Consider the following 26,173-nt stretch of genomic DNA (forward strand, 5'->3'; position numbering starts at 1 on the left):
AATGGCTAGGTTATGATTCCGTTGTGACTAAAATCTGCTGAGATTTTTGTTTTAACTATCTAATATAGTGAATATTATGATGTTTCTGGGGGGGGTAATAAGCGATAAAGTTTAAAGGTATTGGCAAAAGACTATTTAATCAGATGGCTAATATCATCTGTTGCGGAAATTACTAAGGATTGAGGCTGTGGCCTCTTATATCTTTATCATAAAAAGGAGCCATTTTTTAATTGAGTGATATATCAATGTTTTGTACCTCTTGATTAGTCTTATCGTAAACAGAAATGAGACATATGAAAAATGAGTGATTGACTATTGTTAATTGTTGCCAACTGTTTATCTGTGATTTCGTAGCGGAGAAAAATCAGAGATTTAACGGAGTAGGGGGGCGAGCCAAGTTAAAGTTACTGTTTTTAGTTTATTGCATGACAAGTAATGAATTATAGCCTTTGTTTGCTGTAGATGTTTTTTTTGATTATTTACTTGTAATCTTTTTATTCAGTAAGTAGAAATTGCCACGAGATACCGTATTTATCTTGACACCATCCGAATTTCTTGCCGAACCCGTAATCTCCGTTACCTTCGTAGCTATCTAAAGGAACCATCACTTGACCACCATCTGAAGAAAGCTTATCGAAAAGTGTTCGTATCAAATCATTAGAATTGTCGCTGATCAAAAGTGAAACGGCATGTGTAAATGTCCAAGCATGATTATAATTACTTTCAGAAACCATATAATCAGTTCCATTTAATGTAAATACTCCATATTTAATAAGTTCAGGTGTGCCTCCTGGCTCTCCTTCTGAGTAGTTTGTTATGTTTTTAATTTCCGAATTAGGAAAGATAGAAGTGTAAAACTTTATTGCTTCCTCAGCCTTTCCGCATTGGTCGCCTACAAATGTTAGGAATGTCGTTGTTGTCATTCTTTTTCAATTTTCAATAATGCTTATTCGATTTTGTCTAATTACTGCCAACTATAGGCTAAGCTGCGTTTAATTCAGCTTAGTTTTTCCTGTTTTTAGTTTATTTGTTTTCAATAACGCAATTAATCCCATTATAGGGCCTAATGCCAAAACAATATAAATACTATTTGAATTTGTCAAGGTATGCATTTTACTTAACAATTGAATGCTAATAATTGTAATAGAAAACCCTATACAATTAACTATAGTAAGCGCTGTTCCTTTTAACTCTGCAGAAGCATTTTGAGCTACTAGCGTGGAGAATAACGGAGAATCTGCTATAACCGCCATACTCCAAAATAGAAGCAAAGAGATAAAAATAAATTCTGAATTAAAAGCAAACATCCAAGGAGACACGAGGCAGCAAATACAAGACAATAATAAAGCTGTGAATGCTATTTTTTTTGTGCCAAAGGCTTGTGCTAAATATCCGCCAACTACACATGCTATTCCGCCTATTCCAATTATTAGAAAGGACAGTGATGGAATATTAAACGTTGTTGATGGATGTAGTTTTGTGTAGGTTTCTAAAATTATTGGTACGAATGTCCAAAACGCATATAATTCCCACATATGTCCAAAATACCCAAAGGCAGCAGAACGAAAATTTTGTTTTCGAAATACACTAAAAAATGCTGACAAATGAATTTTTGGATTTGGTTTTCTAAAGGGACCATCAGAGATTAACAGAGCCATTAATAAGCCTCCCATTAATGCTAATGAAGATGTTGAAATTAATACAAACTTCCATGAAAGAACATTTGGTATCCCTTTTAGCAAATGGGGAAATGCAGTACCAATTACTAATGCACCAACCAAATAACCAAGTGATTTCCCAAGTCCCTCCTCATAATAATCTGAAGCAATTTTCATTCCTACAGGATAGATGCCAGCAAGAAAAAATCCTGTAAAAAAGCGCATCAAAAGGATGCTAGTAAAACCATTGCCCTCCCAGATTATCCCTAGGTTAAACACAGCTCCTAAAATAGCACAAACAAGAAAGACTTTTGATGGCGAGAATCGGTCGGATATTGTTAATACAGCAAATGTTAAGGTGCCAATAATAAATCCGAATTGAACCGATGATGTTAAGTGTGCTAAAGCATTTTCTTCAAGATTGAAATTGGTAATTAATTCCTTTATAATTCCATTTCCTGCAAACCATAATGAAGTACAAAAGAACTGGGAAAGAACAATTATTGGAAGTACATATTTGGGTGGACGCATATACATTACAAACAAAGATTCATATATGGTTTTGTTGCTAAATGTAAAGATAGCGATTAGTCTAGACCCATAGTTCAGACGCAAAGACTTTCCGAAGGAAACGTCCGAATCAATGAACTAACAGTGTGTTGTGCTCAGTTATTTTTTTATTATCCGTTTAATAAGGTTTAAAAGTTTATTAGAAAATAGAACTGGCGTATTGTGTTGGAGATCAAATTTAAATTCTTCTTTTAATTTATACATTAATTCAGGATTGCATTTTATTTCACCTTCCACCCAATTATCCCACGCGAATTTTATTTTTTCATTATTAAGTTTTAAAGTATAGGAATCATGATCAATCCCTTTGTCGAACAGTTTGTATTCAGAGGTTATTTCCCAACCTTTTTAACGTAATGTCTTAATAATATAATACCATTGTTCAGTTGAAATGTCTGTAGCAATTACTTTAGCTATTATTTATAAAAATCAGATGTTGGAAATTGTGCACAGCGGTTTGTGTTTGAATAGTAGCGGGTTTCTAATCACGAAATTTTCGGTTTTGTACTGACCTTTATTTTATTTTTATACTTTCGTTTTATCACTTAAACTGCTATTACTTGTAAAACCTATTGTGCTTAGGATTTTTTATAATTACTCTTTTTGTAATTCTTTATCATTTTGCCAAAATCCTTATCCTTCTTACGTTTTTCGGCAACTGTTGATTCAAAGTGTTCTTTTTCTCTCTCCATTTTCAAGAAGTTTTCATAGGAGAATTTATCTATTATTTTATTTTCAACCGCTTTTAAAACTGCACAGTCAACTTCAATCGTGTGCGTACAATCTTTAAATTTACAGTCTTTAGAAAGTTTAACTATTTCATTAAATGTAATTTCTAATCCTCCTTTTGAGTCTGCTATCCCAACTTCTCTCATTCCAGGATTGTCAATTAGAATCCCACCATTTTCTAGAACGATTAGTTCACGATGACTTGTAGCGTGCCGACCTTTATTTGTGCTGGAGCTAACCGTATTGGTTTTCATCAACTCTCTACCTGATAAATTATTCAATAAGGTAGATTTTCCCACTCCTGATGAGCCTAACAAACAATAAGTTTCCCCTTTTTTAATATTCTCTTTGAGTTGTATTAGTCCTTTTTTAGACTCATTACTTATGGAAAGTATCGGGACTTTTTTAATTCTTTCTTGAATTTTGCTAACCAATATTGATAACTCATTGTCCGTAATCAAGTCGATTTTATTGAGAACAATAATTGGATTTACTTTGGAAGTATGGCAAATAGTTAAATATCGTTCAATTCTATTAATGTTGAAGTCTCTATCAACTGCTTGAACAATAAACGCATAATCAATATTTGTTGCGATAATCTGTTTTTCTCCTTTTTTTCCGACTGCTTGTCTTTCAATTATGGTTTTCCTTGGAAAGACAGAGTGAATAAGAACTTTATTATTGTCATATTCAGATATTGCGACCCAATCTCCAACAGCTGGAAAATCAGACCTGTTATGAGCTGTAAAACGTAAATTCCCGATTATTTCACCATCATATTCTCCTTTATCGGTTTTCACAACATATCTTTCTTTATGTTCTGAAATAATCCGACCTACTTCAAAAACATCAAGATTCTGGCTTTTTCTGTATTTTTCCAGTTCTATGTCATATCCTAAATCATCTAGTGTCATCTGTTTCTTCTAGTATTATGCACAACGGTTTGTTTATGGTTTATTGCGTTGAAAACCAGAATCAATGAACACTATACCGTGTAGTGTGCTGTGCTTTTAATGTGAAATTACTTTTAATCCAACTACAGAACAAATTAAGGTCGATATAAAAAATATTCTCCAAAAATTAACTGGCTCTTTAAATAATACTATTCCAACTAGCACAGTTCCTACAGCACCAATTCCAGTCCAGACTGCGTAAGCTGTTCCTATTGGTAAAGTTTGAGTAGCTTTAATTAAAAGTCCCATACTAATACTTAGATTTACTATAAATCCTGTGTACCATAAATACATTTCTGTATCTAAAGTTTCCTTAGCTTTACCTAAACACAAAGCAAATCCTACTTCAAATAATCCTGCTAATACTAATAATATCCAATTCATCTTTTTTTTTTTTTGACAAATTTCCTCATTGTGGTTGAAGAAAAATTTAACAAATGTTAAAAAATGAATTTTAGTTTTTCTCGGCTCGAATTCGACTCAGGCTAACTTGAGTAATACCTAAGTAAGATGCTATATGCCCCAATTGTACCCGCTTTATCAAATTGGGGTTATCTTCTAATAGTTCTTTATATCGATCTTTCGCAGTTTTGAATTGTCTTGAAATAAGTCTTTCTTCTGTTTTTATTAATTCTTGTTCTGCAAATTTTCTGCCCCAATTGGCAATATAAATATCGTCATTAAAAAGTTGTCTTAAGTAACTTATATCTATTTTATAAAATTCTGAATCTTCAAGAAGTTCGATGTCTTCATATCCTTTTTGATCAGCAACATAACTTCTCATCGAAATTATAGTATCACCTTCTTTACCAAACCAGAATGTAATATCATTATTATCAGTTTTAGTATAAGCTCGTACTATTCCTTTTTTTATGAAAAATATTTCTTTGACTATTTGATCTGCCTGGAATAATCTCTCTCCTTTTTTATAATTTACCTCATCAATGTATTCTACGACCTTAAGTTTTGATTGGTCGGGGAGTTGATAAACTTTATTTAAAATCTCATCAATTTTCATATAAGTAAAGCATTTGTTGAAGCATTGCATACAACGGTCTTGTATATGAAAAGTAGATGATTTTAAGCACTAACTTTTCGGATTATAAATGACCTTTAGTTTGTTTATTATCATTTGTTTAATTAAGCACTTAAGCCGCTATTTTTTTATATTTGTTGTTTTCGAAAGCAATTGTTTCATGGTCATTTAACGACCTCAAAGGTTTTTAAAAGGTTCTTTTTTGAGGCCATTGGCACTTCGGAAATAAGGGCATACTTACCTGGTTTTAGAATTGCTTTAAAATAACCCCTACTGCCACTTGGCATATCATTTACACCTCCTAAAAATGTCAAACCTTTCGGTGCAGGCTCTTTCATACCTTCCATAAAATCAACCCATTTTTCCAATGCCAACAGATCGGCTTCGTTACGATATTTTACAAGGTGTACGTCAAGTCCTACGATTGAAGTTTCTAATGAATATTCAATCTGGTCAACAAATTTCACCAAAAATGTGTAGGTACCAGCAGATGTGGGTGGTTCCCAGACCATACCTTTTTCGGTGGAAATATCAATCGCATAGTCAGCTGTTGGCTCATTGAGGTTTGAAGTCTCTCCCAATACTACAAATTCCTTTATCATCCCCATAATATGATGCATCATTCCATTTTCCATTCGTATATAGCATTCGGCATAATATTTTCCTGGATTCAAATTCATGGTCGTCTCAGCGGTGAGACCTGGGGAAATCATACCAACACCGCCTGGAAATTTAACTTGGTTAAGCCACACCGGTAATTTGCTGAATTCTGCCTGCCCTTCTTTTACTTTTCCTTCGTCAAAGAGTAGCATTCCATCATTGATGGGCTTCAATATTTTTTGTCGGATGGTATCGATGTTGTGTTTGTCGTCTGGCCAATCATCTATAAGAATAAAGTGAGTTTGGTTTGATTTGTTGTGATACCGCCAGGTCGTCCAACCTGATGGTATGGTATCCGGCATTTGGAATTCCATAGTTTCGGTAACGATTTCAACGACATTTCTATCTGCTACCTCCTCGATTTCAACTTCTGTTTTATCTTTTGGTTTTTGGTTATCCTTGCAGGATTGTATAAAAGAAATCGTTACTAAAGCCATTACAAAAAGTAGAACTGGTACTTTGCTTAATTTGATTTTTTGGACTTTCATAATATTATGCTTTTAGTTAATCGTTATTTTCGCCAACGGTTTGTATATAGTTTCGTTGCGTGAAAATCTGCAGGATTTTCAGAGTTAAGAAACTAAGTTAGCAAAATTGCGAGGACTTTCCACAGGAAATATCTATAGGAACTATACATGGTGTTAGCGGCTGGTTTCTTTCAAAGTCCAAATTGCACCGTTTTTTGTTGTCATTTTTTCTAATTTTCCACTATTAGTTAAACCGTCCAAATATTTTTCACATTCTTTATGTGGTGTTTCTGTGAGTTCTGAAAACTCTTTTGCTGTCAATGAATGATATTTAGAAAACACTGAACTCCAAGTTTTGTTATAAGCTGTTTTGGTAGCAGTAGGATACAATTTAAGTAAAGTACCCTCAAAAGTATTGTATGGTTTTGAACCATATACTATTTCTTTATGTCCTGTTGTGTCAGTAAAAAACATTGTTGGAAATCCTCTTACGCCTAATTCTCGACCTAATCTCAAGTCTTCTTCAAAAAGTTCCTTTGCTTTTCCATTATAATCTTGTTTGAAATTAACAACGTCAAGTCCAACTTTCTTTGCTGCCAATTCTAAATGCTCCCATTTTGTTATATTCTTTTTTTGAAGAAAAACCATTTCCCTAATTTCCCGAAGAAATAAAATGGCCCTAGCGTTATCTTGTATTTGTGCTGCTTTAAATGCAATTGAAGGTGGATAAGAAGAAGATAAAGGGTCTTCTAGCCAGACATCTCCTTCAATTGGCATGTCATAATAGACACTTACTTCGTCCCAATGATGTGCTACATCTGAAGGTTTGCTGATGCCACCACTGTTGTAATTCCAGTTAGGAAGTAAACCACCCATTCTATATTCAATTTCTATATTATCTCCATACTCCAATTTTAGTTTTCGTAGTTGTGGTTCAATGACCCAACAAGAGGAACAAATAGGGTCGGTATAATAGATTATTTTAACAGGTTTTTGGTTCGTCTTTGCTGAACTGCTATCTGTTAAGCTTGAATTATTAATGGGCATTTCGCAAATACCACTTTTAAGGTTACATTGTAAAACGTTGTTTTCCTTCATTTTTCTTTTCGTTTGAGCTTGGCAACCAAAATAGCCAAGCAGAATTAATATTGATACTAACTTGAGTATTCTCATTTTTACTGTTTATTATGATGTTCCAAATGTACAGTACATCAGCTGTACTTTTTATATGGGTTTCCTTTAGGAAAGTACTTTCCTTTTGGATCCTTTTAGATAGATTTATACTTTTACAGGAAGTAAAAAAGAAATGAGAAAAAAAGCTGAAATCAACGCAACACCCGTTTGTCAGGTTAGGATGCAAGCCATAACTGATGCTATGAGTCTCTTATCAGGCAAATGGAAGTTTCATATTCTTGGGACACTTATAGAAGGCAACGAATTAGGTTTTATGGATTTACTACGAGAAGTTGATGGAATTGGTACTAAAATGCTTTCCAAGGAACTTCAAGATTTAGAAGTCAACAATTTGATTAGTCGAACTGTAATGAATACAAAACCAATAACTGTTAAATACTCAATTGCAGAAAAGGGGAGGACGCTTTCGCCTCTTATAGATGAGTTAACAAAATGGGGCATTGAATACAGAAATTCAGTCTTTGAAAAAAATCAGTAGTTCTTGGGGTAAATATTTTTAGGAAATGAACCTGTTCTTTCACTTGACTCTAGAGGTCTCGGCTATTCGTAGTGCGGGATTTCAAGGCACTTAATTTTCGGTTACAATATAATTAATTAAACACAAAAACGGTTCGAGTTTACACCCAAACCGCTATTGTTTTTATACATTGTTGGCTTTTGTTATTTTTTAATTTGATGTTCCCAATAAGCGCCACTAATGTCTGTGATTTTAAGAGTATATGTACCTTTAAACAAACTTGATAAAACTTCATTATCCAAATTTAGCTTTGCTTTTGCCCCTAATGGAATAATTAAACTATGCTTACCTGGTTTTATTTTGGCTACATAGTAGTTAGAAATACTTTCATTTTTTAAAGTTGCCAAATCTTCCTGAGTATATTCTATAATCGTATTATTTTTGTTGTCAAACAATTCAATGCTAATAACCCAAGAGCCATAAACATCAACACCTTCCGTCCTATAAACATCAAAACTTAATCTATTTCCGGTGATTTTTCCATCTGTAATTTCCAGTTTTGGCTTTACCGATTTATTATGAAGTGTTCCCCAAACGCCACCGTGAAATACCTGGTTTGTCATTAAGGTCATTCCTAAAATAAATATAGAACCTATTAAAACAACTTTTGGAAAAACACTTTCTTTTATTGGTAAGATACCTGAACCCAACCAAGCAAACCATTTCTTTTTTGTGATTGCAAAATTATTTTTCATTAAATAATTGTCCACAGAGTATTTTCCGCTTCCCGTCAAAAACAAGACAAAACCTGTGGCGATCCCTAGGATTCCTATTTGCCATTCGTCAAGGCAAGTTGTGCCAATCCAACCAGAACCTAAAAGGATTCCCATAGCTAACCCAAAAACACCAATGCTCATTATTCGAGTAAACAAACCGAACATGATAAACAAGCCAACAATACCTTCAACAATAGTGAAAATCACCATATTAATCCAAAGTACATCTGGATTTTCTACCAAGTATTGTATCATTGGTTTTATACCCAAGGCGTTGGTTAAGAAGGCATTAAATTTTTCACCAATATAACCCGTTACTTCAGGGTCAAGTTTATCGGCTAATACGGTTCTTCTCCAAAATGCCGAGAAATAGGTCCAGCCAACTATTAATCTTAATGAGAGAGCTAAAAGCCCTGAATCATTTTTTAAACTGATATTTTTCATAGTTTATTAGATTGTATGTGTGATAAATCCTTTCTTAACAAGTTGAAAACCGTATAAAATACCATTGGGTGTAATTTCAAGGTTACTTGGCAATGTTTCTGGATTTATATTAAATTTTGAAAGTGAAATTCCACAGACAAAAACTTTTAATTTTTGGGCTTTTGCTTTTTCCAATAGTTCATTAAAATCTGGATTATCTACAATGTCATTAACTGTTTTACCACAGATGATTACATGAAAATCTCCATATTTTCTCCCATCTTCTTTTGCTAATGCATTTGCGGTGAGCAGAACAGGTTTAAGTTGTTGTATGTTTTTTGTTAGCACTAAATAATTATTCTTTTTTGGATTAATCTCATGTGCTTGTAATTGGGTTGTTCCCAATAACAAAAGGAACATCGTTGTTATGTGTATAATTGAATTTTTCATTGTTTTTGAATTAATAATTAAAAAGAAATCCGTCAAGTATGGCTGTATTCTAAAAAAATCGCTCCTAATGTTGTCATTTACCTAACTTGGATTGTTAGTGTAATTGGAATTAAAACAGTTATTACCACTATTGCAGATATCTGATTTTTGAATCCAATAAGCAATGAAATGCCCTTATTTAGCAGTATAATACCTGATAGAACAATGGCTGTCTAAGGTGTTCCTTGAATATTTCCAATAAGTCCGATAGGAGTATTTTCTATCCTACTAACGGTTTTTTCTGTGTTAAAAAAATGACTGATACTAGCTACTATAAAAATTAAGCTAAGTATTATGGGAAGTATAACTACAGACTTGTAGTTAACCTCAATTTTTTTCTTGAAATTACATTTGAACTATTTGTAATTGATAAAGATGTAGCTGTAGTAACTACATAAATTTTATTTTAAAAAATCAATTACGAATGAATCTTGAGGTTTTGATATAAAATATACAGCGGAACATTAGTTGCCTGCTGTTTATTTAATATTGTAAGGTTAAGAGGATGCTTGGTTGAATAGCTTGTAAAATCAAGCCAAAAAATTTCTGAAATTAGTAAATCAAATTGCTGAAATGTTGGTTTTGAATTATTTTGGTTGATTTCAGAAAACTGAAAAGTCTGGCAATTTGATTGAGAAATTGTAGATTGGCTCTTGTTTAAGACTTTAGTTAGAGGAATACCTATTTCCGCTTGAATAAAATTCCTAACCTTACAAGGTGAAAGTAAAAGCAATACTACAATTCCAAAAATTGACAAAATTGTAATTATTTTATTTGCTTTGAGATTTCCTTTCATTTATGCAAAAATAGGTTTAATTTTTATTGATGGTAATTTTTTCTTAATAAAAACTAAAGTTGTAGCTATGAGTAGCTGAGTGTTTTAGCGGTTAACTTAGCAAGTATGTACCAAGTTGGAAATTACGCAGTAATTTACAAAGTAGGTGAGGGCAAGCAATTAATTATTGCTATTGTTGTAAGGCGTTATTTATACAGAGCAATAAATAAAGAATGAAAACCGTAGACTTTCTACTTACAAAGAAGGTTAAAGGATGTCAGCACAATCATTTTTAATTTCAGTAAAAATGGCTGATAAAGGTCTGTTCAAATAATCTTTCAGGTAGATGTTAGCCAGGGAGGCAGTGAAAGTCTTGGTCACAGAACCTATTTCAAAAAGGGTTAAACTGTCTGGTTGATTATTACTGCCATCGAACTAACCAAACCCATAAAAATCCGTGCTTCCGTCAGGGAATAAAATTCCGATGGCAAGGCTTGGATTTAATTCCAGATCTATTCGTCTCTTAATTTCAGCTTCTAACCCTTCGGTTATTGCTTGCCCGACAAGACTATTTGAAGTAAAGATTAACAAAAGACAGTAAATATATTTCATTGTTTTCGTTCTAATGTTGCACAACACATCAGCTATGAATGGTTGCCAGTAGTTTTACTTAAATTTGAAAGTACGCAAAAAGTTAAAATCCGCAATGATTTTTTAGAAGCAGGTGAAAACAATAAATTGCTTATAGACACTGTTGGCTGTTCGTTTTTATTCCTTTTTGATTTCAAATATTTTGTCCGAAAGTCAATAAGTTACTGTCTGGGGTAAGCTCTTTAAATTCAAAAAAATGGATTTGGATCTTGTCTTTTCCATCATCAATTATCCGTAAAAATCAGCAATACCATATTCTTTAAATCCTAGCTGGTTTGAGTAAAATTCCTGTGTCACATTTTTGTCATGCATCGGTAATTTTGGATAGATGTCAATGAGCATAGTATTCTATTAAGTTATTAAATTCAATATTTTAATTGTCCAGATTAGTTCAAGTTCAATTATTATACTTGATTCAGACGACTTTTCTTAAATGATCGCAAACGGTTAGTCTATAATACCGTTGTTAGGAAAAATCGGAAATTTTTCAGAGTAGGAATTGTTGTTAGTTAAAGGTAGGTCTTTTAGTATAGAGTAGGTGTAGCCTTCCCTAAAAAGGGTAAGGCTACAGATAGTTTAGTATTCATTTTTAAAAGCTAAACATGTGGAACAGCAACTTCTAAATTTCCTTTTCCTAAGGAGAAAGAAATGTTTAAAAAAATTGTTCTTTCACGAATTGAACTTGAATCTAATTTATCAAAATCATCCATTTCAATATAATTTTGTAAGTCTAAATAAAGTTTATCGATTTTTTGCTCTTCAAGTTCAATTTTTAATGACATTGAGAGGTCAGAAAACTGTTTAACATCAACTACATCACCTGAATTATTTATAATTTCATTTATTTTCTCAAGAGCTGTATACTTACTTTCTTTAGAATATCCTTTCCAGAAAATATATTTGTTTGCCATCTTGCACGATTATTTTTCAATGTAGTTTAGGCTTAATTATCCACATCGGTCAGGCTAAATGCAGTAGTTGCGCATAGCCTCTATTGTCGATTTAGCTATTGTTGGGCGCTGGCCGAACAACCCTCATCGAATCATTTGTCGCAATTACTTCCCTTTGTCACTGAAGTACCAGTCGTAGTCCATCTGTCACCGTATATAGATTCATAACACACCTTAAATTCAAAGTTACTAGAATCAAGTTTTACGAATATTTTATCGGCCCATTCTGGATCTGCTATCTGAAACGGTCTAATTGAATTTTGAGATGACAATACCCTATTTTCTATCCTGTTGGTCAAATGTGGGAAATAGCCTGTCCCTAATAGTTCAATAAAGAGTGAGTCCGGCTTTATCTCTTTTCCATTTAATTTCATGTTAACGTCTTTTATCAATGCGGGTCCCACCCCATTATTTGTCACCTCAAGTTGGAGTCCAGTTTCTTCATTAAACACAAGTATCCATTCTAGATGTGGCCATGATGAAGCATGGAGCTGTTCTCTCATTATACTTGCTTGATAAATGTAAACTGATACGGTGATTAAGTTTATTAGTATTGCAATGAGTCCAATTACGACTCCGGTGTCTAGTTTGTTTTTCTGTCTCGCAGGTTTTATTTCATCAATTTCTTCCATAGATTAATATTTAACAAGGTTTGAGCCCAACTGTTTGTGTATGGTTTGTTGCTTAAGCGTAAAGATAGGATTTTGTCGACACCCATAGTTCAGCCGCAAGGACTTTCCGCAGGAAACGTCCGAAGCAATGAACCATACAAGGTGTTGGCGATAGTTATCTTTTCTTATTTATCCATTCCGTTATATCCATCATTACTTGAGTATCTATTGTTTCAGAAATCTCACTAACCTCTTCTGGTAATCCCGTCTTACAGTTCTGAAATAGGTGATTTAATCCTGGGTAAATTTTAAAAGTACTTTCTATTTTGTTATTGGATTCAAGAAGTGATTTTACTTGGTTAAAATCATTAGGGTATACAACATATAGATCTTTGTCTCCAGTAACTGCATAAACATCGCAATTAAGTTTAGATAAAAAGTTTGTATCATTATAGTTTCTCATTTCGTCAAGGTTTATTGAATTTACAAACCAATTCAAATTCTCTTCAATAGCCTTTTCGATATCTTCTTCATTTTTATCATTTATATATAAGTAATCTTCAAGATTATTTTCAATAATTTTTTTAGCCTTTTCTCTTATTTGGCCAATATCATGACTTGTTTTAATTAATTCCCAGATTTGTGACTCAATTTCAATTTGTTTTTGAATTTTTTCTTTTTCTATACCTCTTGCTTTAAGCATTGCTTGTGTTTGAAGTAAAAGACCTTGGTCTGAAGGAAGAGCATAGGGAGCCATTAAGACTAAAAAGTCACAATCTTCATTTTTTAAAGCTGCCATAGAAGCTACTTTAGTTCCTTCACTCTGGCCAATAAACCCCACCTTACTTATTTTTAAATTCATTTTAAGAGCTTTCAAAGCCACGTTAGCATCCGAAGCAAATGTTTCAAGTGTGGCTGTGTTGAAATCACCAGTTGATTTTCCTACTCCTCTTTTGTCATACCTGTAAGAAGCAATACCATTTTCGGCAAGATAATTAGAAAGTACACTGAAGAATTTATGACCTTCATAAGTTTGGTCACGATCCATTTTACCGGATCCAGCAACTAATACAACCCCTAAAAATGGGCCATCTCCTTCAGGTAAGGTTAAAGTCCCTGAGAGAACTACACCTTCCGATTCATTTTGCACATTAAGCTCCTTAATTAAAATCGATTGAGCATTAATTATACGGCAAAAAAGAAAGAGTAGAAATGTGATATATAGTTTCATTTTCATAATCGCCAAAGGTTTGTATAATTTAGTTGCGTGTATTTGCTTTAAGTCAGCAAACAACAGAGAAGCAGAAAAATCCATTTGGATTTTTCCAAATGGGCAATGACCCTGCAATTAATTTTATAAATTGTTGGCAGCAGTAATTTAGTTTTTCTCAAATGTTAAATAGTCAGTACCACCATTTCCACCACTAATATCAATCAATTCAATTTTAGTTGCAGTTTGAGAAATGAAATCCCAATCATCGTTTAAATCTTCAAAGTCATTAGTCAGATTGAAGTTGATGTTGAAGTCTAAATCATCTAGGCTATCATCATTACTGTTACTATCGGTTATACTCCAAGTACCATCATAATTATTTGTTCCATTATTAGCATTTAGAACTCCAGAACTATTAAATGTGAAATCATAACCTGTAAAATGATTTGTATCATCCGTTCCTGAATCGATAAAACTTGTAATACGCCAAGTTCCGCTTGAAACATTATCCTGTATTGTAGATTGAGTTGACGAAGTACAGTTTCCGCTTGGTGTTCCAATTTCAAAAGTCAAGTTATCTGTTCCTCCATTTCCTCCACTAACATCAATTAGTACAATTGAATTTGAGGTATAACTGACTATATCCCAATCGTCATTTAAATCTTCAAATTCGTTTGTGAGATTAAAGTTAATGTTAAAATCAAGGTCGTCGGAACTATCATCATTACTATTACTATCAGTTATACTCCAAGTGCCATTATATGTATTGTTTTGGCTTGTTGCTGTTAGAGTTCCATTAGAATTAAATTCAAAGGAATAGCAAAGAAAATGTCCAGTTTCGTTATTCCCAGAGTCAACAAAATTAGTTATAATCCAAGTTCCAGATTGTACTGTGTTTTCTATCTGATTTTGAGTGTTTGAATTTGATGAATCATCATCAGATGAACAAGAAATCATGAAAGAAAATAATCCTAAAAATAAAAAGCAGCGAGAAATAATTTGTGTTGGTTTCATAATTTTATAGTTTTCCATTTTAACGTACTATCTTGGTTCTTATTGCTACTAACGGTTTGCAGATATACTATCGCCGCATTTTGAATATAGGGAATTTTGCGGTGGAGTATAGGTGCTGTTGTGCATAGTCTTTAGTTTAGAGAATTCTAATATGAAGTAATTGATCTGATAATATCAAGATAGAACTAGCGAACATTATTAATATGGTTGTCCACGTATTAAATTTCCAACCCAATTTATACCTATTTGAGATCTTATAAACCAAATAAAATAAGATGACACTAACAAGAATAGATAACGTAAAAACTCCTAATCCAAAGTATTCACTTATTCTTCCTTCATCATTTGGATTAATAAAATTCATCCCCCCGGCAAGCAGCCTCATGTATAGTGGAGTGAACAAGAAAGGATAAACCAACTTATTCCAGTTTCTCTTAATAAGAAATATATAAACAATTACTGCTTGCATAATAGTGATTAAAGGTCCCGAAGCCGAAACATAGACATTATGCAGTTCAGTATATTTTTGCCCAGATATTGGTGATACTTTGTTTAGTGTCAGTAATGAATCATATCCAAGTGATTCACTTGTAAACCAATGAGTTAATTCATGGGTAATCCAAGTAAAAAATACGGCACCTATACAAACTAAAAGATATTTCCAAGTTATTTTCTGATCAGTCATATTTCATAAATTATGCAAAACGGTCTCCGCTATGAGTAGTTGCATGGTTTAGCAGTTGACTTTGCAAGTACGCACCGAACTGAAAATCCGCTAGGATTTTCAGAAGTAGGCGAGAACAAGCAATTACTTATAGCAATTGTTGTGGTTAGTTTTTTTTATTTATTTACTCAATTTTAAAATTCTAAAAGCTCCTTGAATTACTAAAACAAAAACTATTGATCCGATAATCAAATCAGGTTTGCTTGAACTCAACCAATTTACCAAAAGTCCCGCAATAATAACTCCCAAATTGATAATCACGTCATTTGAAGTGAAAATCATACTTGCTTTCATATGAGCTTCTTCTTTACTTTTTGACTTTTGTAAAATATAAAGACAAATTCCGTTTGCAATAAGTGCAAAAATCGACACAATTATCATTGTCGAAAAGTTGGGAAGTTTCTCGTCTCCTAAAAATCTCCTTAAAACTTCGACAAATCCAATTATCGCAAGTGTTATTTGAAAATATCCAGCAAGTTTCGCAATTCGTTTTTTTCTTGTCAGAGTTCCTCCAACTGCAAAAAGACTGATTCCGTAAACAAAACTGTCGGCAAGCATATCCAAACTATCAGCAACTAATCCCATTGACTTTGAGATTATTCCAGTTGTCATTTCGATTAGGAAAAAGGCGAAATTGATTCCGAGTACAGTCCAGAGTAGTTTTTTCTGGTTTGCATTTTCATTAAATTCCGTTTGGTCAGTTTGTTCAGTCGAGATTTTCTTTCCGCCTAAATTCAGTTCAATAACTGACTTTTCGATTTGGTCGATTTGTCCGCTGTGAAAAACGGTCAGTTTTCGGTTTGGAATGTCAAAGACCAAATTCGCAATACTTGAGATTCCGTCCAATTTCATTCGGATTAGATTTTCCTCTGAAGGACAGTCCATTTTGGTAATCTCAAATATTGTTTTATTCATTTAGTTTCTCGGTTTTTTTGACATTAACCACAACGGTTTGCGTATAGTTTCATTGCGTGAAAATCCGCAGGATTTTCGGGGTTAAGAAACTAAGATAGCAAAATTGCGAGGATTTTCCGAGAGGAAAATCGGACGCAATGAATTATACACGCTATTAGCAGCTGCTCTTTTTTTTGTTATGGTTTAAACTTCTCAAATTCTTGACCGTTAAACTTATATGCTCCGTTATCGTGTGTTCCAAGCCAAAGGTCACCATTGTTGTCTTTGTAAATGCTAAATAGTATAATGTCTTGTGAGTTTTCTTGAACGGCATAATGAGTAATTTTCGTCCCATCGTATTTCCAAACGCCATTTCGATAAGTTACAAACCATAAATTATTATTGTTGTCTTTTACTGTTGATAGATACTCATTTAGGCCACTTGTATTTTTCCCATCTAAACTACCTATGCTTTCGTGTCTTGTATAAAACTTATTGCTTTTTAATGTTAAGCTGTCATAAATACTATAACGGTTTTCGGTATTGAACCAAAAGTCACCATTTTTATCTTCCGTAATTGAACGCACTCCGTTAGCACCTTCGTTACGAAATTCGGTCACATCTTCTTCGGTTATCCAATCAAACGATTTCCCATCATATCGGCAAACACCAACAGGGTTTGTACCAAACCAAATATTTCCTTTTGTGTCTTTATAAATACTGTAGACTCCAAAAGGATTGGGCAGACTTGGTGGTTCAGGCAACTTCAATTTATGTAAAGTTGTACCGTCATACCGATAAACGTAATTTTCTAAATCGTACGTATGTTTAAACCATAAATCTGTGGATTTAAGTTGCCAAACATTGCTGGGGACTGAAGCTAATGTTGTAAATGTATTTCCGTTAAACTTAACAATGGTCGGCTTTGGATAAAAACTGGTGAAGTATATATTACCAGATTCATCTTGTTTTATTTCATCAACTCTATTGTTTGGCAAACCGTGCTTTGTTGTGTAATTAATCAATTTCTTTCCATCATATCTATAAACTCCTGTTTCCCAACTTCCAAACCAATAAACATTTTTCTTGTCTTGGTAAACAACCATTATACTGCTTCCAAGTTCCATTACTGTATCGCCATTTATAAATGGGTTTGAGTTATTTTTCTTATCAGTTGTCTGACCATTGCACGAAGTCAACAGAGATAAAAAGCTAAGAAATAAAAGTATGTTTAGTTTCATTGTCGTTCTGTTTAATCTTTGCAAGGTCGTTTCAGAGTTACTGCTAACGGTCGTGGCTATGAGTAGTGCGGGCGCAAATTTGTACTTTCCTTTCGGTTGGACACAGAGCCAAAACCTTGTTTCTGGGTTTTTATCTTATCATTTCAAAAGCCAAAACAAGGTTTTGGCGGTCGTTGCAAAATATCAATTTATTTTTGGTAAAGCACCTAATCCCGCATTACTTATAGCCGTTGTTATGTACAGGACTTTAAGCATTATTTCATTCAATTAATTTTTTAATCATTGTCAATGCATAAGATGTCAATTGACGGTCTGAACTGTTGTTCGATAAAATTGCAATTCCGACTGATTTTTCTGGAACTATTATAACTATACTGGAACTTCCGTAAGTTCCACCATTATGGAAATAAACGGTTTCGTTTTCCACTTTGTAAATTCCCCAACCCAGACCAACAGTCTGTTCTGGTCCATTTAGCTGGTCCTGAAGGACAATGTCAATCACATTCGCAACATTTTTGGGTTTTCTGATATGTAATTCCAAGAATTCCAATAAATCTGGCATCGATGTTTTGATGCTACCCGATGGACTTAAACTTGCTAATTGAATCAAAGGCATTTTCTCGGATTTTCTATGCGGTATTGCAATATCAGTAAGCTCGTTCTCCGTCAATTTTAAAAAGGTGTTTTCAAGATTATGTTTGTCAATCAAGTATATTTCAAACAACTGCTCGAAAGATAAGTTTTGAGATTTCTCGAGTGCATAGGCTAAAAGTCCAATGCCAAAGTTGGAATAGTTAATTTGTCCATAGTTATTTAGAGTGTCAGTTTCTTTAAGAACTCTCATCATAAAACTTTCAGTAAAAATGCCATAGGGATTGTTCTCGTCGAAACCTTCTAAATTCATAAGACTTTTTGTACTCTCGAATTGTGGAAGTCCAGATATGTGAGTAGCTAAATCCACTAACCTTATTTTTGACGACCATTTCTTATCAATATAAACACTATCGGGCAGGTACTTTGACAAAAGGTCAAATCGGTCTATCTTTTCTTCGGTTTCAAGAGAGGCAAGAATATAAGCGGTATATAATTTTGTAACAGAACCAATTTCGAATAGAGTGGTGCTGTCAATATCTTTTTGTTCTCTGACGTATTTCCCACCGTAATAATATGTATCAACAAAATCGTTCTTAATTATTCCGATGCTCAAACCAATGTTTGTAGAATCCTTAAAATGCTCCATAGCAATGCTGTCGGCAATTATTTTTGAATTTTGTGAAAAAACAGTTTGACTTATTGTACATAGGAATAAGAAGGACGTCAATTTTATAATTGCTGAAATTTTCATTAATCTAATAGGTTTATTGAAATACACGATGTTTTTTCGTCTTGCACATAACGGTTTGTGTATGGTTTGTTGCTTAAGCGTAAAGATAGGATTTTGACGCCACCCGTAGTTCAGCCGCAAGGACTTTCCGCAGCAATGATACTATACATGGTGTTGGCAAATGTTATTTTTAATAAAGCTCCTTTATTTGTCTGACAATTTTACCACGAGATAAAAGAAGAAATCTCCCATTTGCAGGATCATATTTCTGATTTGTCTCTACAAGTAAGTCTTCGGTAAACTTCTTATTTAAGCTGTTTGCGTAGTATTTGCCATAATATTTGTGATTGGGTATTAAAATAGGTAAATCGGCAGTATTCTGTCCGTACATTATTTGCATATCATAATATTCTGCTACAACAGCAAGTTTATAATTTTTGGAATTACAGTATTCTTGGCATGCTGAGATTAAAATGCATGATTCGGCTGAACAGTGTGGTCCCCACCTGTATATTAAAAGTGAATCGACTTCTTTCGAATAGGTCTTTAGTTGTTTACCATTTATAGCAACTACTCGCCCTTCATTACTCAAATTACTTATACTAGAGCTGTCTTCTAGAAAGATTACATTCTCCTTTTCGGTTACAGAAAGTTTTTTGTAACCGTTATAAAATCCTGGCGTATTCGTAATTACACATCCGTTCAAGATTAGAACTAAAATCAGGAATAAGTATCTCATTATTAAATTTTGGGGTGTTTTCTAATGTTTGCCAACGGTTTGTGTATGGTTTGTTGCTAAGCGTAAAGATAGGTTATTGTCGACACCCATAGTTCAGCCGCAAGGACTTTCCGCAGGAAATGTCCGAAGGAACTATAGGCGGTGTTGTAAAACGTTTTTTTATTCAGTTCCAAGTCCGTTAACAGTATAAGATTCAGCCAACAATTTTATTTGCTCAGAATTTAGTTCAGTTGGTTTTCGGTCAATTTGTTTAATTAATTTCCCCTTTTTATAATATAATTCGCTGTTTATAATTGTATCCAATTCGGTTGAGTTATTTTTAAATTGTAGGACTTTAACAAACACCAATTCTTTGTCTTTATAATAAAATTCGAAGTTTGCAGTCGAGTCATTTGGTTGAGCAGTTTCGGTTATTATTCGGTAAAGATTATTTTTCTTATCAGTCAGTTCATAAATTGAAGTTCCGCCCACTATTTCTCCGTTTAAGTCTTCTGTATTAAACTCTGTTATGGATTCATTTAAGTCAGTCCGAGCTTCAATTCCGTTAACATAGTTTTGGATTTCAGATATTGTTTTGTTTTCCGAACAACTAATCAGAATCCCAAATATTAATGTTATGTAAAATGCTCTTTTCAAATGTTTTACAACGGTTTGTGTATGGTTTGTTGCTTAAGCGTAAAGATAGGATTTTGTCGATACCCATAGTTCAGCCGCGAGGACTTTCCGCAGGAAATGTCCGAAGCAATGAACTGTACACGGTGTTGTAAAACGTTTTATTTAATAGCAATTTGAATATATTGTTTTTCTGCAGGTAGTGTAATTAATCTGGTAATAAATGGTAAACCAGAAATAAAAGGTAATTCTGATGTCCAAACTTTTAGGCTATCTTGATTTTTGAATTCAATTGAATAATTTCCACTTTCAGGAATGTCTAAAACCATAATTTTTTTGGCTTTTTCTCCAAATTCATAAGACTGCACTTTCCATCGAGTAACCTTTGGTTTTATTACTCTACCACTTTTTGTATTAGTTAAAGAAAAAGTAAAATCTCCCATGTCTATGTCCCATCCTCCGAGAACATAAACACTAAATATTCCAGTATAAAGTTCAACTTCAGCCCCAGAATCAACAATTCTAATAGGTGATATCATTTTAGGATACTGTCTTTAGTTAATTTGAAAATAATACGGATAATGCTCCAATCAATACTGAAATAAGAACAATGATTATTACCAATGTCCATCTTTTTTTATCTGTCATATAGGTTTTGATAATGTTTTACAACGGTCTCGGCTATGAGTAGTTGCGTGGGCTGGCACGAAACTTTGCAAGTACACACAAAACTGAAAATCCGCTAGGATTTTCAGAAGTAGGCGAGAAGAAGCAATTACTTATAGCCATTGTTGTGTAGCGTTTTTAATATTCTTTTCTGTTAATAATTTCCCCTGAATCAATTTCAAATACAGTTTTATGTTCAATCCGTTCTGAGTCAAAGTAAATAATCTCTACTGTTAATCCGTTTAATTCTTCTGGAATCCAAGGTTTTAATATTTCATCAGCTTCTTCACTTTTTCCATGAAAATATCTTGCATAATTTGCCTGAACTTCTGTCGATTTAAATGGCTGTATATTATTGATTTTTGGTAATTTTTCTAAATAATTAAATCTTAATTTATCGTTCTCAATTAATCTAAGGTTATAAGCTGGAACTTCTGAATTATTATGAATTACAAAGCTAAAATTCCAGCGTAAATTCCAATGAGCATACAAATCAGTACCTGCTGGAATAGGCTGCTCCATTTCTAGATTTTTTGAACTAAATCCATTATGCATTCTTCCTCCGTGTGTCCAAATCAAGTCAACTTCTATGAAAGGTGTAGTCGTATTATTTGAAATTCCTTCAATTTTTTGTTGCATTTCCTTTTCCGCATCTTCTTTCCACTTTTCTAAAGTTTCCTCTTTATATGTGTCTTCATCTCTGTCAATTAGTACAGAACAAGTATGACAAAGCCAAATTCCGTTAGTAATACTTGTCCTTTCGTCAGGTGTCAAGCTAGTGTTGTATCTTGGTCCTCCAACCGAAGCCGCAGTAATATGAGCAGCTACTCCAATATTCGTAGATTTATTTTGGTCAGAATTTGGTCCACTTGTCGGTTTTCTACATTTGGGATTTGAACATAACAATCCAACTCTTTTGGCTAAAATTTCTTTAGTTTTTTTTGTAAAATCGTCTCTCATATTCTGTTTTGGTTCAAATGCTACACAACGGTTTGTGTATGGTTTGTTGCTTAAGCGTAAAGATAGGATTTTGTCGATACCCATAGTTCAGCCGCGAGGACTTTCCGCAGGAAATGTCCGAAGCAATGAACTGTACACGGTGTTGTAAAACGTTTTATTTAATAGCAATTTGAATATATTGTTTTTCTGCAGGTAGTGTAATTAATCTGGTAATAAATGGTAAACCAGAAATAAAAGGTAATTCTGATGTCCAAACTTTTAGGCTATCTTGATTTTTGAATTCAATTGAATAATTTCCACTTTCAGGAATGTCTAAAACCATAATTTTTTTGGCTTTTTCTCCAAATTCATAAGACTGCACTTTCCATCGAGTAACCTTTGGTTTTATTACTCTACCACTTTTTGTATTAGTTAAAGAAAAAGTAAAATCTCCCATGTCTATGTCCCATCCTCCGAGAACATAAACACTAAATATTCCAGTATAAAGTTCAACTTCAGCCCCAGAATCAACAATTCTAATAGGTGATATCATTTTAGGATACTGTCTTTAGTTAATTTGAAAATAATACGGATAATGCTCCAATCAATACTGAAATAAGAACAATGATTATTACCAATGTCCATCTTTTTTTATCTGTCATATAGGTTTTGATAATGTTTTACAACGGTTTGTGTATAGTTTCGTTGCGTGAAAATCCGCTAGGATTTTCGGGTTAAGAAACTAAGATAGTAAAGTTGCGAGGATTTTCCGTGAGGAAAATCAGAAGCAATGAATTATACACTGTGTTGTGCATAGTTTTTATTTAGATTTATAGTCAGCTCTTAAGTTTGCATAATAGTTATATTCTTTCTCAAATAAACTTTCCTCAAACTTATATTTTAAATAGTCCATATCCAATTCAGATAGAGAAACGGTTTTTTTTCCGTTTATAAAGTTATCAATTGACTTTTTGTGATAAGCACAGAAAATTCCCCAAACCATTAATTTTATAAAGTCAGATTCATTTGCGGTTTTCAATTCTGCGTTGTTCCAACACTGTGATAACGTTTTAAATTTTCCACTACTTTTTTCAACCAATTTTCCGTCAGAAATATCAATTTTAGATGGATAATATTGTTTTGTCTGGTCGAAAATTTCTCTAAATGTCAATTTCACTCTTTTTTGGTAATTATGCACAACGGTTTGTGTATAGTTTCGTTGCGTGAAAATCCGCAGGATTTTCGGGTTAAGAAACTAAGATAATAAAGTTGCGAGGATTTTCCGTGAGGAAAATCAGAAGCAATGAATTATACACGGTGTTGTAAGTAGTTATTTTCGTTTATTAAATTCTTCCGTTATTAATTCGTACAATTCGTTAAATCCAATTTTCAAGCCATTTGCAGATATTTGAATAGGTGAACCAAATTTTTTAAAATTAGTTTCTACATTTTTTCTTTTCAGCAAGCTAGTCTGTCTTCCAATAAATTCGTTTGGATTATTAACAATAACTCTTATAAAATTCTGATTAACAACTTTGCTTTTTTCAATTCGTTCAATATTCTCCCACCTTATCAAGCCTGAATTTATAGAAGTTGAGTTATCATATATTCCATTATCATTAATTTTTATTCCATACTTGTTTTCAAATAGTTTTTTTGAAATTATAATTCCAATTATTCCAAAGAAAATAATTGAAAGAAACCCAATTGATTTACGAAAAATATTGTTGTTTAATATTTCGATTTCAACAATTGGAGCATAATATGCAATCCATATTCCTAATAAGACGAAGATTAGAGATAGTCCAATTAATCCAATTATTTTAATCTTACTTATTTCTATTATTTTTTCTTCCATTTTCGATTTTTGGTTTAATTACTTACAACGGTTTGTGTAAGGATAGTTGCGTGTGCAAGCAACTAACTTACTAAAAATGGAACGAACCAGAGGAAAATCAGTAGGATTTTCCGAGTAGGCGAGAACCAAGCAATTATTTTTACACGGTGTTAGCCACTTTATTTATTTAAATAGCCTATTCCTTTCAACATCTTATAGCTCTTAGGGATGTCCTTAATTGCTTTCTTCGAAAGAAGGTCAGCGATTGGTGTTTCGTAAAACTTATAGGAACCCATATTGCCACAGGTTCTTATTGTTGTTCGACTATCTCTAAATTCGAAGATGGATTGCCAATCTTTATCGGTTAGGATATTTGATTGATTGTCCAAGTAAATTAAAGCATCAATAGCGTATAATTTGATTTGTGGATTCGAATGATTCATCAGTTTTCTAAGTAAGTCAATTCGATTGTTCTCAATTAAGGAAATTACTCCTTGTCTTCGCTTAGGTGGCATCCCAACTGTAGAGTATTCACAAATCCATCCATATTCATCTACAGCATCGACACCAAGTAATCTGTAAAATCCTTTCAATAAATCTGTTGGTTCGTCTTCAGTTAGCAAAAGACTATCGGGCAGCTCAGGAATCATTTCGTTCACGTACTGAAGCCATAATTTTTTGTCGAAGAAATGTTCATTTGTTCTTTTCGATTGAGGTATATCAAAATAGAATTCCAAAACGTACCCATTGAAGCTTATGATTTCAAATGATTCTACTCGACCCTGCTTCACATACTCATACTCAGTTAGTAACCCATTATTTCTTTCATACGAATAAAAGCCATCATTGCTTTTACAGAATTCTTTGATTGATTGCCAATTTAATTTCTTCAAGAGCTCATCAGTAGTGATTGATTTTTCAATCCTTTCGGGAGTCTTACCAAAGTTGTTAAGTGTCTGGGCATTTACCAGTCCAACAGAAAGCAGATATATTATGACTATTGTGATTCTCATATTGTGGCTAACGGTTTGTATAAAGATAGTGCGGTTTTGAGTCCGAGGATTTTCCGCAGGAAAATCAGAGTGACCAAAGACGCACGAACTCTCTGTCAAACCTAAAACTAAGCATTATTTTTATACGGTGTTGTAGCACGTTTTTTTATTTGCAATTATTTAATTCCGAGTAATATTTGATAGGATTATGTTTAGCGTATTCCTTGTCCTTTATTGATTTGCAGAATTTTTCATTATCCATTTCTATTATCAATTCCAAATATTCAATAAATTCCTCAGCAAATTCTCCGTCAGCGAAACTTATTAGCTTTAAACAAGGTAAATAGAAGTCATTATTTTTTTCAGAAGTTACTTTTTCAAAAATCAGTCGAGATGTGTCATAGAAAAAGTCCTTTTCCGCTAGTTTATGATCTGGTTCAGTTGTCCCATAATAGATTCCGAATTCTGTATTATTTTCAGGAACTAGCTTTAATAAAATCGACTCAGGGATTTTCTTTTTTTCTAAGTACAACTTAGATGCAGTTTTTAGGTTTTTTTCATATTCGACTTGAGTTAAATTTCCCAAGCTAAGAGAAGAAATGATAATCAACAGCGGTAATATCAAAATTTTACTCATAGATTTTCTTGAATGTGCTACAACGGTTTGTGTATGGTTTGTTGCTTAAGCATAAAGATAGGATTTTGTCGACACCCATAGTTCAGCCGCAAGGACTTTCCGAAGGAAACGTCCGAAGCAATAAACTATACATGGTGTTGCCAGTAGTATTTTATTCAAATACTTTTATGTTTTCAAATTCAGCTGTCGAAATCATTCCTGTTGGACTGTCTTCTTGGATTAGCCTATAGTGGATCCCTAGTCGTTTATTGCCACTTGCAGTAAAGCCTACTTTTATTCTGTTATTATTTTTAGGATTAGAAATTACTTTAAGCTCTTCATTTGAATCCAAATCTAGGACAACTAATTCAGTCATAAAATATGGAGGTGTTGCAAGTAATACGCTTAATTGTAAAGAATCTTTTAATTGTATTTCTGTTTGCTCTAAATCCCAATTAATGATTGCTTTGCCAGAATAATCTTTTTGTTTTCCTATAGAATCATATTCTAAAATATAATGCGCAGACGGAAGGTCATGACATTCTCCGCAATCGTCGAAAATAAAGCTGTATTCTTTTAATCGTTCTTTGCTATCGTATTCATATAAGTTTCCGTAAATTTTCCCGTCTTTAAATTCTCCTTCATGGTTTATAGTTCCATTTTTATTAAATACTTCAAAAAAACCGTTCAAAGTGTCATTTAGGCTAACAACTCTGTCAATCCTTGTCCAATCATGCTTATATGGGGAAATTGTTTTTTGGTAGTATCCTTTTTCTGTCTTCTTCCAATTCTTAAAAGAATTGTCTTGACAACTGTATATGAATACTAATACTGAAAATAGGAGGATTGTGGTCTGTTTCATATTACTGGCAACGGTTTGTATAAAGATAGTGCGGTTTTGTGTCCGAGGATTTTCCGTAGGAAAATCAGAGTGACCAAAGACGCACGAACTCTGGGTTAAGG

General features: G+C 33.2%; 29 protein-coding genes. 1 reads left to right on the forward strand and 28 read right to left on the reverse strand.

All coding sequences use genetic code 11. The features are described 5' to 3' along the window. Positions 1–494: 494 nt before the first annotated feature. The 7 genes from PWU04_RS04195 to PWU04_RS04225 all read right to left on the reverse strand — a co-directional run bounded on the left by PWU04_RS04195 (position 495) and on the right by PWU04_RS04225 (position 7,171). On the reverse strand, positions 495–923 hold the full coding sequence (locus PWU04_RS04195; RefSeq protein ID WP_274474560.1) for a VOC family protein: 429 nt from the start codon (positions 921–923) through the stop codon (positions 495–497). 69 nt (positions 924–992) lie between these two features. Further along, positions 993–2,189, reverse strand: coding sequence for an MFS transporter (locus tag PWU04_RS04200; RefSeq protein WP_274474561.1), 1,197 nt, complete (start codon positions 2,187–2,189; stop codon positions 993–995). A 617-nt stretch (positions 2,190–2,806) separates the two neighbouring features. Next, complete coding sequence (gene rsgA, locus PWU04_RS04205; protein ID WP_274474562.1) at positions 2,807–3,871, reverse strand: ribosome small subunit-dependent GTPase A; 1,065 nt, start codon at positions 3,869–3,871, stop codon at positions 2,807–2,809. Between the two features lie 96 nt (positions 3,872–3,967). Then, positions 3,968–4,294, reverse strand: coding sequence for a DMT family transporter (locus tag PWU04_RS04210; protein WP_274474563.1), 327 nt, complete (start codon positions 4,292–4,294; stop codon positions 3,968–3,970). A gap of 70 nt (positions 4,295–4,364) precedes the next feature. Continuing rightward, positions 4,365–4,928, reverse strand: a complete 564-nt coding sequence (locus PWU04_RS04215; RefSeq protein ID WP_274474564.1) for a Crp/Fnr family transcriptional regulator — start codon at positions 4,926–4,928, stop codon at positions 4,365–4,367. A gap of 182 nt (positions 4,929–5,110) precedes the next feature. Next, a complete protein-coding gene (locus PWU04_RS04220) occupies positions 5,111–6,094 on the reverse strand; it encodes a hypothetical protein (RefSeq protein ID WP_274474565.1) in 984 nt (327 codons plus the stop codon). 153 nt (positions 6,095–6,247) lie between these two features. Further along, on the reverse strand, positions 6,248–7,171 hold the full coding sequence (locus PWU04_RS04225) for a ClpXP adapter SpxH family protein (RefSeq protein ID WP_274474675.1): 924 nt from the start codon (positions 7,169–7,171) through the stop codon (positions 6,248–6,250). A gap of 277 nt (positions 7,172–7,448) precedes the next feature. Between PWU04_RS04225 and PWU04_RS04230 the strand changes: the two genes are divergently transcribed. Next, positions 7,449–7,745: a winged helix-turn-helix transcriptional regulator gene (locus PWU04_RS04230; protein ID WP_274474566.1), complete on the forward strand. Its 297-nt coding sequence runs from the start codon at positions 7,449–7,451 to the stop codon at positions 7,743–7,745. A 182-nt stretch (positions 7,746–7,927) separates the two neighbouring features. On the opposite strand, the gene PWU04_RS04235 is transcribed toward PWU04_RS04230, so the two are convergent. The 21 genes from PWU04_RS04235 to PWU04_RS04335 all read right to left on the reverse strand — a co-directional run bounded on the left by PWU04_RS04235 (position 7,928) and on the right by PWU04_RS04335 (position 26,072). Then, complete coding sequence (locus tag PWU04_RS04235; RefSeq protein WP_274474567.1) at positions 7,928–8,944, reverse strand: TQO small subunit DoxD; 1,017 nt, start codon at positions 8,942–8,944, stop codon at positions 7,928–7,930. Positions 8,945–8,950: 6 nt separating this feature from the next. Further along, positions 8,951–9,373 carry a sulfur reduction protein DsrE gene (locus PWU04_RS04240; protein ID WP_274474568.1) on the reverse strand — a complete coding sequence of 141 codons (423 nt, stop codon included), beginning with the start codon at positions 9,371–9,373 and terminating at the stop codon, positions 8,951–8,953. 457 nt (positions 9,374–9,830) lie between these two features. Continuing rightward, positions 9,831–10,208 carry a hypothetical protein gene (locus PWU04_RS04245; RefSeq protein WP_274474569.1) on the reverse strand — a complete coding sequence of 126 codons (378 nt, stop codon included), beginning with the start codon at positions 10,206–10,208 and terminating at the stop codon, positions 9,831–9,833. A gap of 1,226 nt (positions 10,209–11,434) precedes the next feature. Further along, positions 11,435–11,749, reverse strand: a complete 315-nt coding sequence (locus tag PWU04_RS04250; RefSeq protein WP_274474570.1) for a hypothetical protein — start codon at positions 11,747–11,749, stop codon at positions 11,435–11,437. Positions 11,750–11,880: 131 nt separating this feature from the next. Further along, positions 11,881–12,291 (reverse strand): hypothetical protein, encoded by a 411-nt coding sequence (locus PWU04_RS04255; RefSeq protein ID WP_274474571.1) that lies wholly within the window; start codon positions 12,289–12,291, stop codon positions 11,881–11,883. Positions 12,292–12,574: 283 nt separating this feature from the next. Next, positions 12,575–13,714, reverse strand: a complete 1,140-nt coding sequence (locus tag PWU04_RS04260) for an alpha/beta hydrolase family protein (protein ID WP_274474572.1) — start codon at positions 13,712–13,714, stop codon at positions 12,575–12,577. A gap of 63 nt (positions 13,715–13,777) precedes the next feature. Beyond that, positions 13,778–14,626, reverse strand: a complete 849-nt coding sequence (locus tag PWU04_RS04265) for a hypothetical protein (RefSeq protein WP_274474573.1) — start codon at positions 14,624–14,626, stop codon at positions 13,778–13,780. 136 nt (positions 14,627–14,762) lie between these two features. Next, a complete protein-coding gene (locus PWU04_RS04270) occupies positions 14,763–15,311 on the reverse strand; it encodes a hypothetical protein (protein ID WP_274474574.1) in 549 nt (182 codons plus the stop codon). Between the two features lie 159 nt (positions 15,312–15,470). Continuing rightward, the gene (locus PWU04_RS04275) at positions 15,471–16,265 is read right to left on the reverse strand and encodes a cation transporter (protein ID WP_274474575.1); all 795 of its coding nucleotides are present in this window, start codon (positions 16,263–16,265) and stop codon (positions 15,471–15,473) included. 176 nt (positions 16,266–16,441) lie between these two features. Beyond that, positions 16,442–17,485, reverse strand: a complete 1,044-nt coding sequence (locus PWU04_RS04280; protein WP_274474576.1) for a ligand-binding sensor domain-containing protein — start codon at positions 17,483–17,485, stop codon at positions 16,442–16,444. Between the two features lie 259 nt (positions 17,486–17,744). After that, a complete protein-coding gene (locus tag PWU04_RS04285; protein ID WP_274474577.1) occupies positions 17,745–18,830 on the reverse strand; it encodes a serine hydrolase domain-containing protein in 1,086 nt (361 codons plus the stop codon). A gap of 169 nt (positions 18,831–18,999) precedes the next feature. Beyond that, a complete protein-coding gene (locus PWU04_RS04290) occupies positions 19,000–19,548 on the reverse strand; it encodes a hypothetical protein (RefSeq protein ID WP_274474578.1) in 549 nt (182 codons plus the stop codon). A 159-nt stretch (positions 19,549–19,707) separates the two neighbouring features. Continuing rightward, positions 19,708–20,184 (reverse strand): hypothetical protein, encoded by a 477-nt coding sequence (locus PWU04_RS04295; protein ID WP_274474579.1) that lies wholly within the window; start codon positions 20,182–20,184, stop codon positions 19,708–19,710. A gap of 137 nt (positions 20,185–20,321) precedes the next feature. Continuing rightward, complete coding sequence (locus PWU04_RS04300) at positions 20,322–20,699, reverse strand: hypothetical protein (RefSeq protein ID WP_274474580.1); 378 nt, start codon at positions 20,697–20,699, stop codon at positions 20,322–20,324. A gap of 265 nt (positions 20,700–20,964) precedes the next feature. Then, entirely contained in the window at positions 20,965–21,786 is an 822-nt protein-coding gene (locus PWU04_RS04305; RefSeq protein ID WP_274474581.1) for a hypothetical protein, read from the reverse strand. Positions 21,787–21,940: 154 nt separating this feature from the next. Continuing rightward, positions 21,941–22,318 carry a hypothetical protein gene (locus PWU04_RS04310; protein WP_274474580.1) on the reverse strand — a complete coding sequence of 126 codons (378 nt, stop codon included), beginning with the start codon at positions 22,316–22,318 and terminating at the stop codon, positions 21,941–21,943. 267 nt (positions 22,319–22,585) lie between these two features. Continuing rightward, positions 22,586–22,936, reverse strand: coding sequence for a hypothetical protein (locus PWU04_RS04315; protein ID WP_053989852.1), 351 nt, complete (start codon positions 22,934–22,936; stop codon positions 22,586–22,588). Positions 22,937–23,095: 159 nt separating this feature from the next. Next, positions 23,096–23,623 (reverse strand): STM3941 family protein, encoded by a 528-nt coding sequence (locus PWU04_RS04320; RefSeq protein WP_274474582.1) that lies wholly within the window; start codon positions 23,621–23,623, stop codon positions 23,096–23,098. A 158-nt stretch (positions 23,624–23,781) separates the two neighbouring features. Beyond that, positions 23,782–24,615 carry a hypothetical protein gene (locus PWU04_RS04325; protein WP_274474583.1) on the reverse strand — a complete coding sequence of 278 codons (834 nt, stop codon included), beginning with the start codon at positions 24,613–24,615 and terminating at the stop codon, positions 23,782–23,784. A 145-nt stretch (positions 24,616–24,760) separates the two neighbouring features. Continuing rightward, positions 24,761–25,231, reverse strand: a complete 471-nt coding sequence (locus PWU04_RS04330; RefSeq protein ID WP_274474584.1) for a hypothetical protein — start codon at positions 25,229–25,231, stop codon at positions 24,761–24,763. Positions 25,232–25,382: 151 nt separating this feature from the next. Beyond that, positions 25,383–26,072, reverse strand: a complete 690-nt coding sequence (locus tag PWU04_RS04335) for a toxin-antitoxin system YwqK family antitoxin (RefSeq protein ID WP_274474585.1) — start codon at positions 26,070–26,072, stop codon at positions 25,383–25,385. Positions 26,073–26,173: the final 101 nt, after the last annotated feature.

Origin of the sequence: Mangrovimonas aestuarii (assembly GCF_028767185.1) — a bacterium.
Classification (GTDB): Bacteria; Bacteroidota; Bacteroidia; order Flavobacteriales; family Flavobacteriaceae; genus Mangrovimonas_B; species Mangrovimonas_B aestuarii.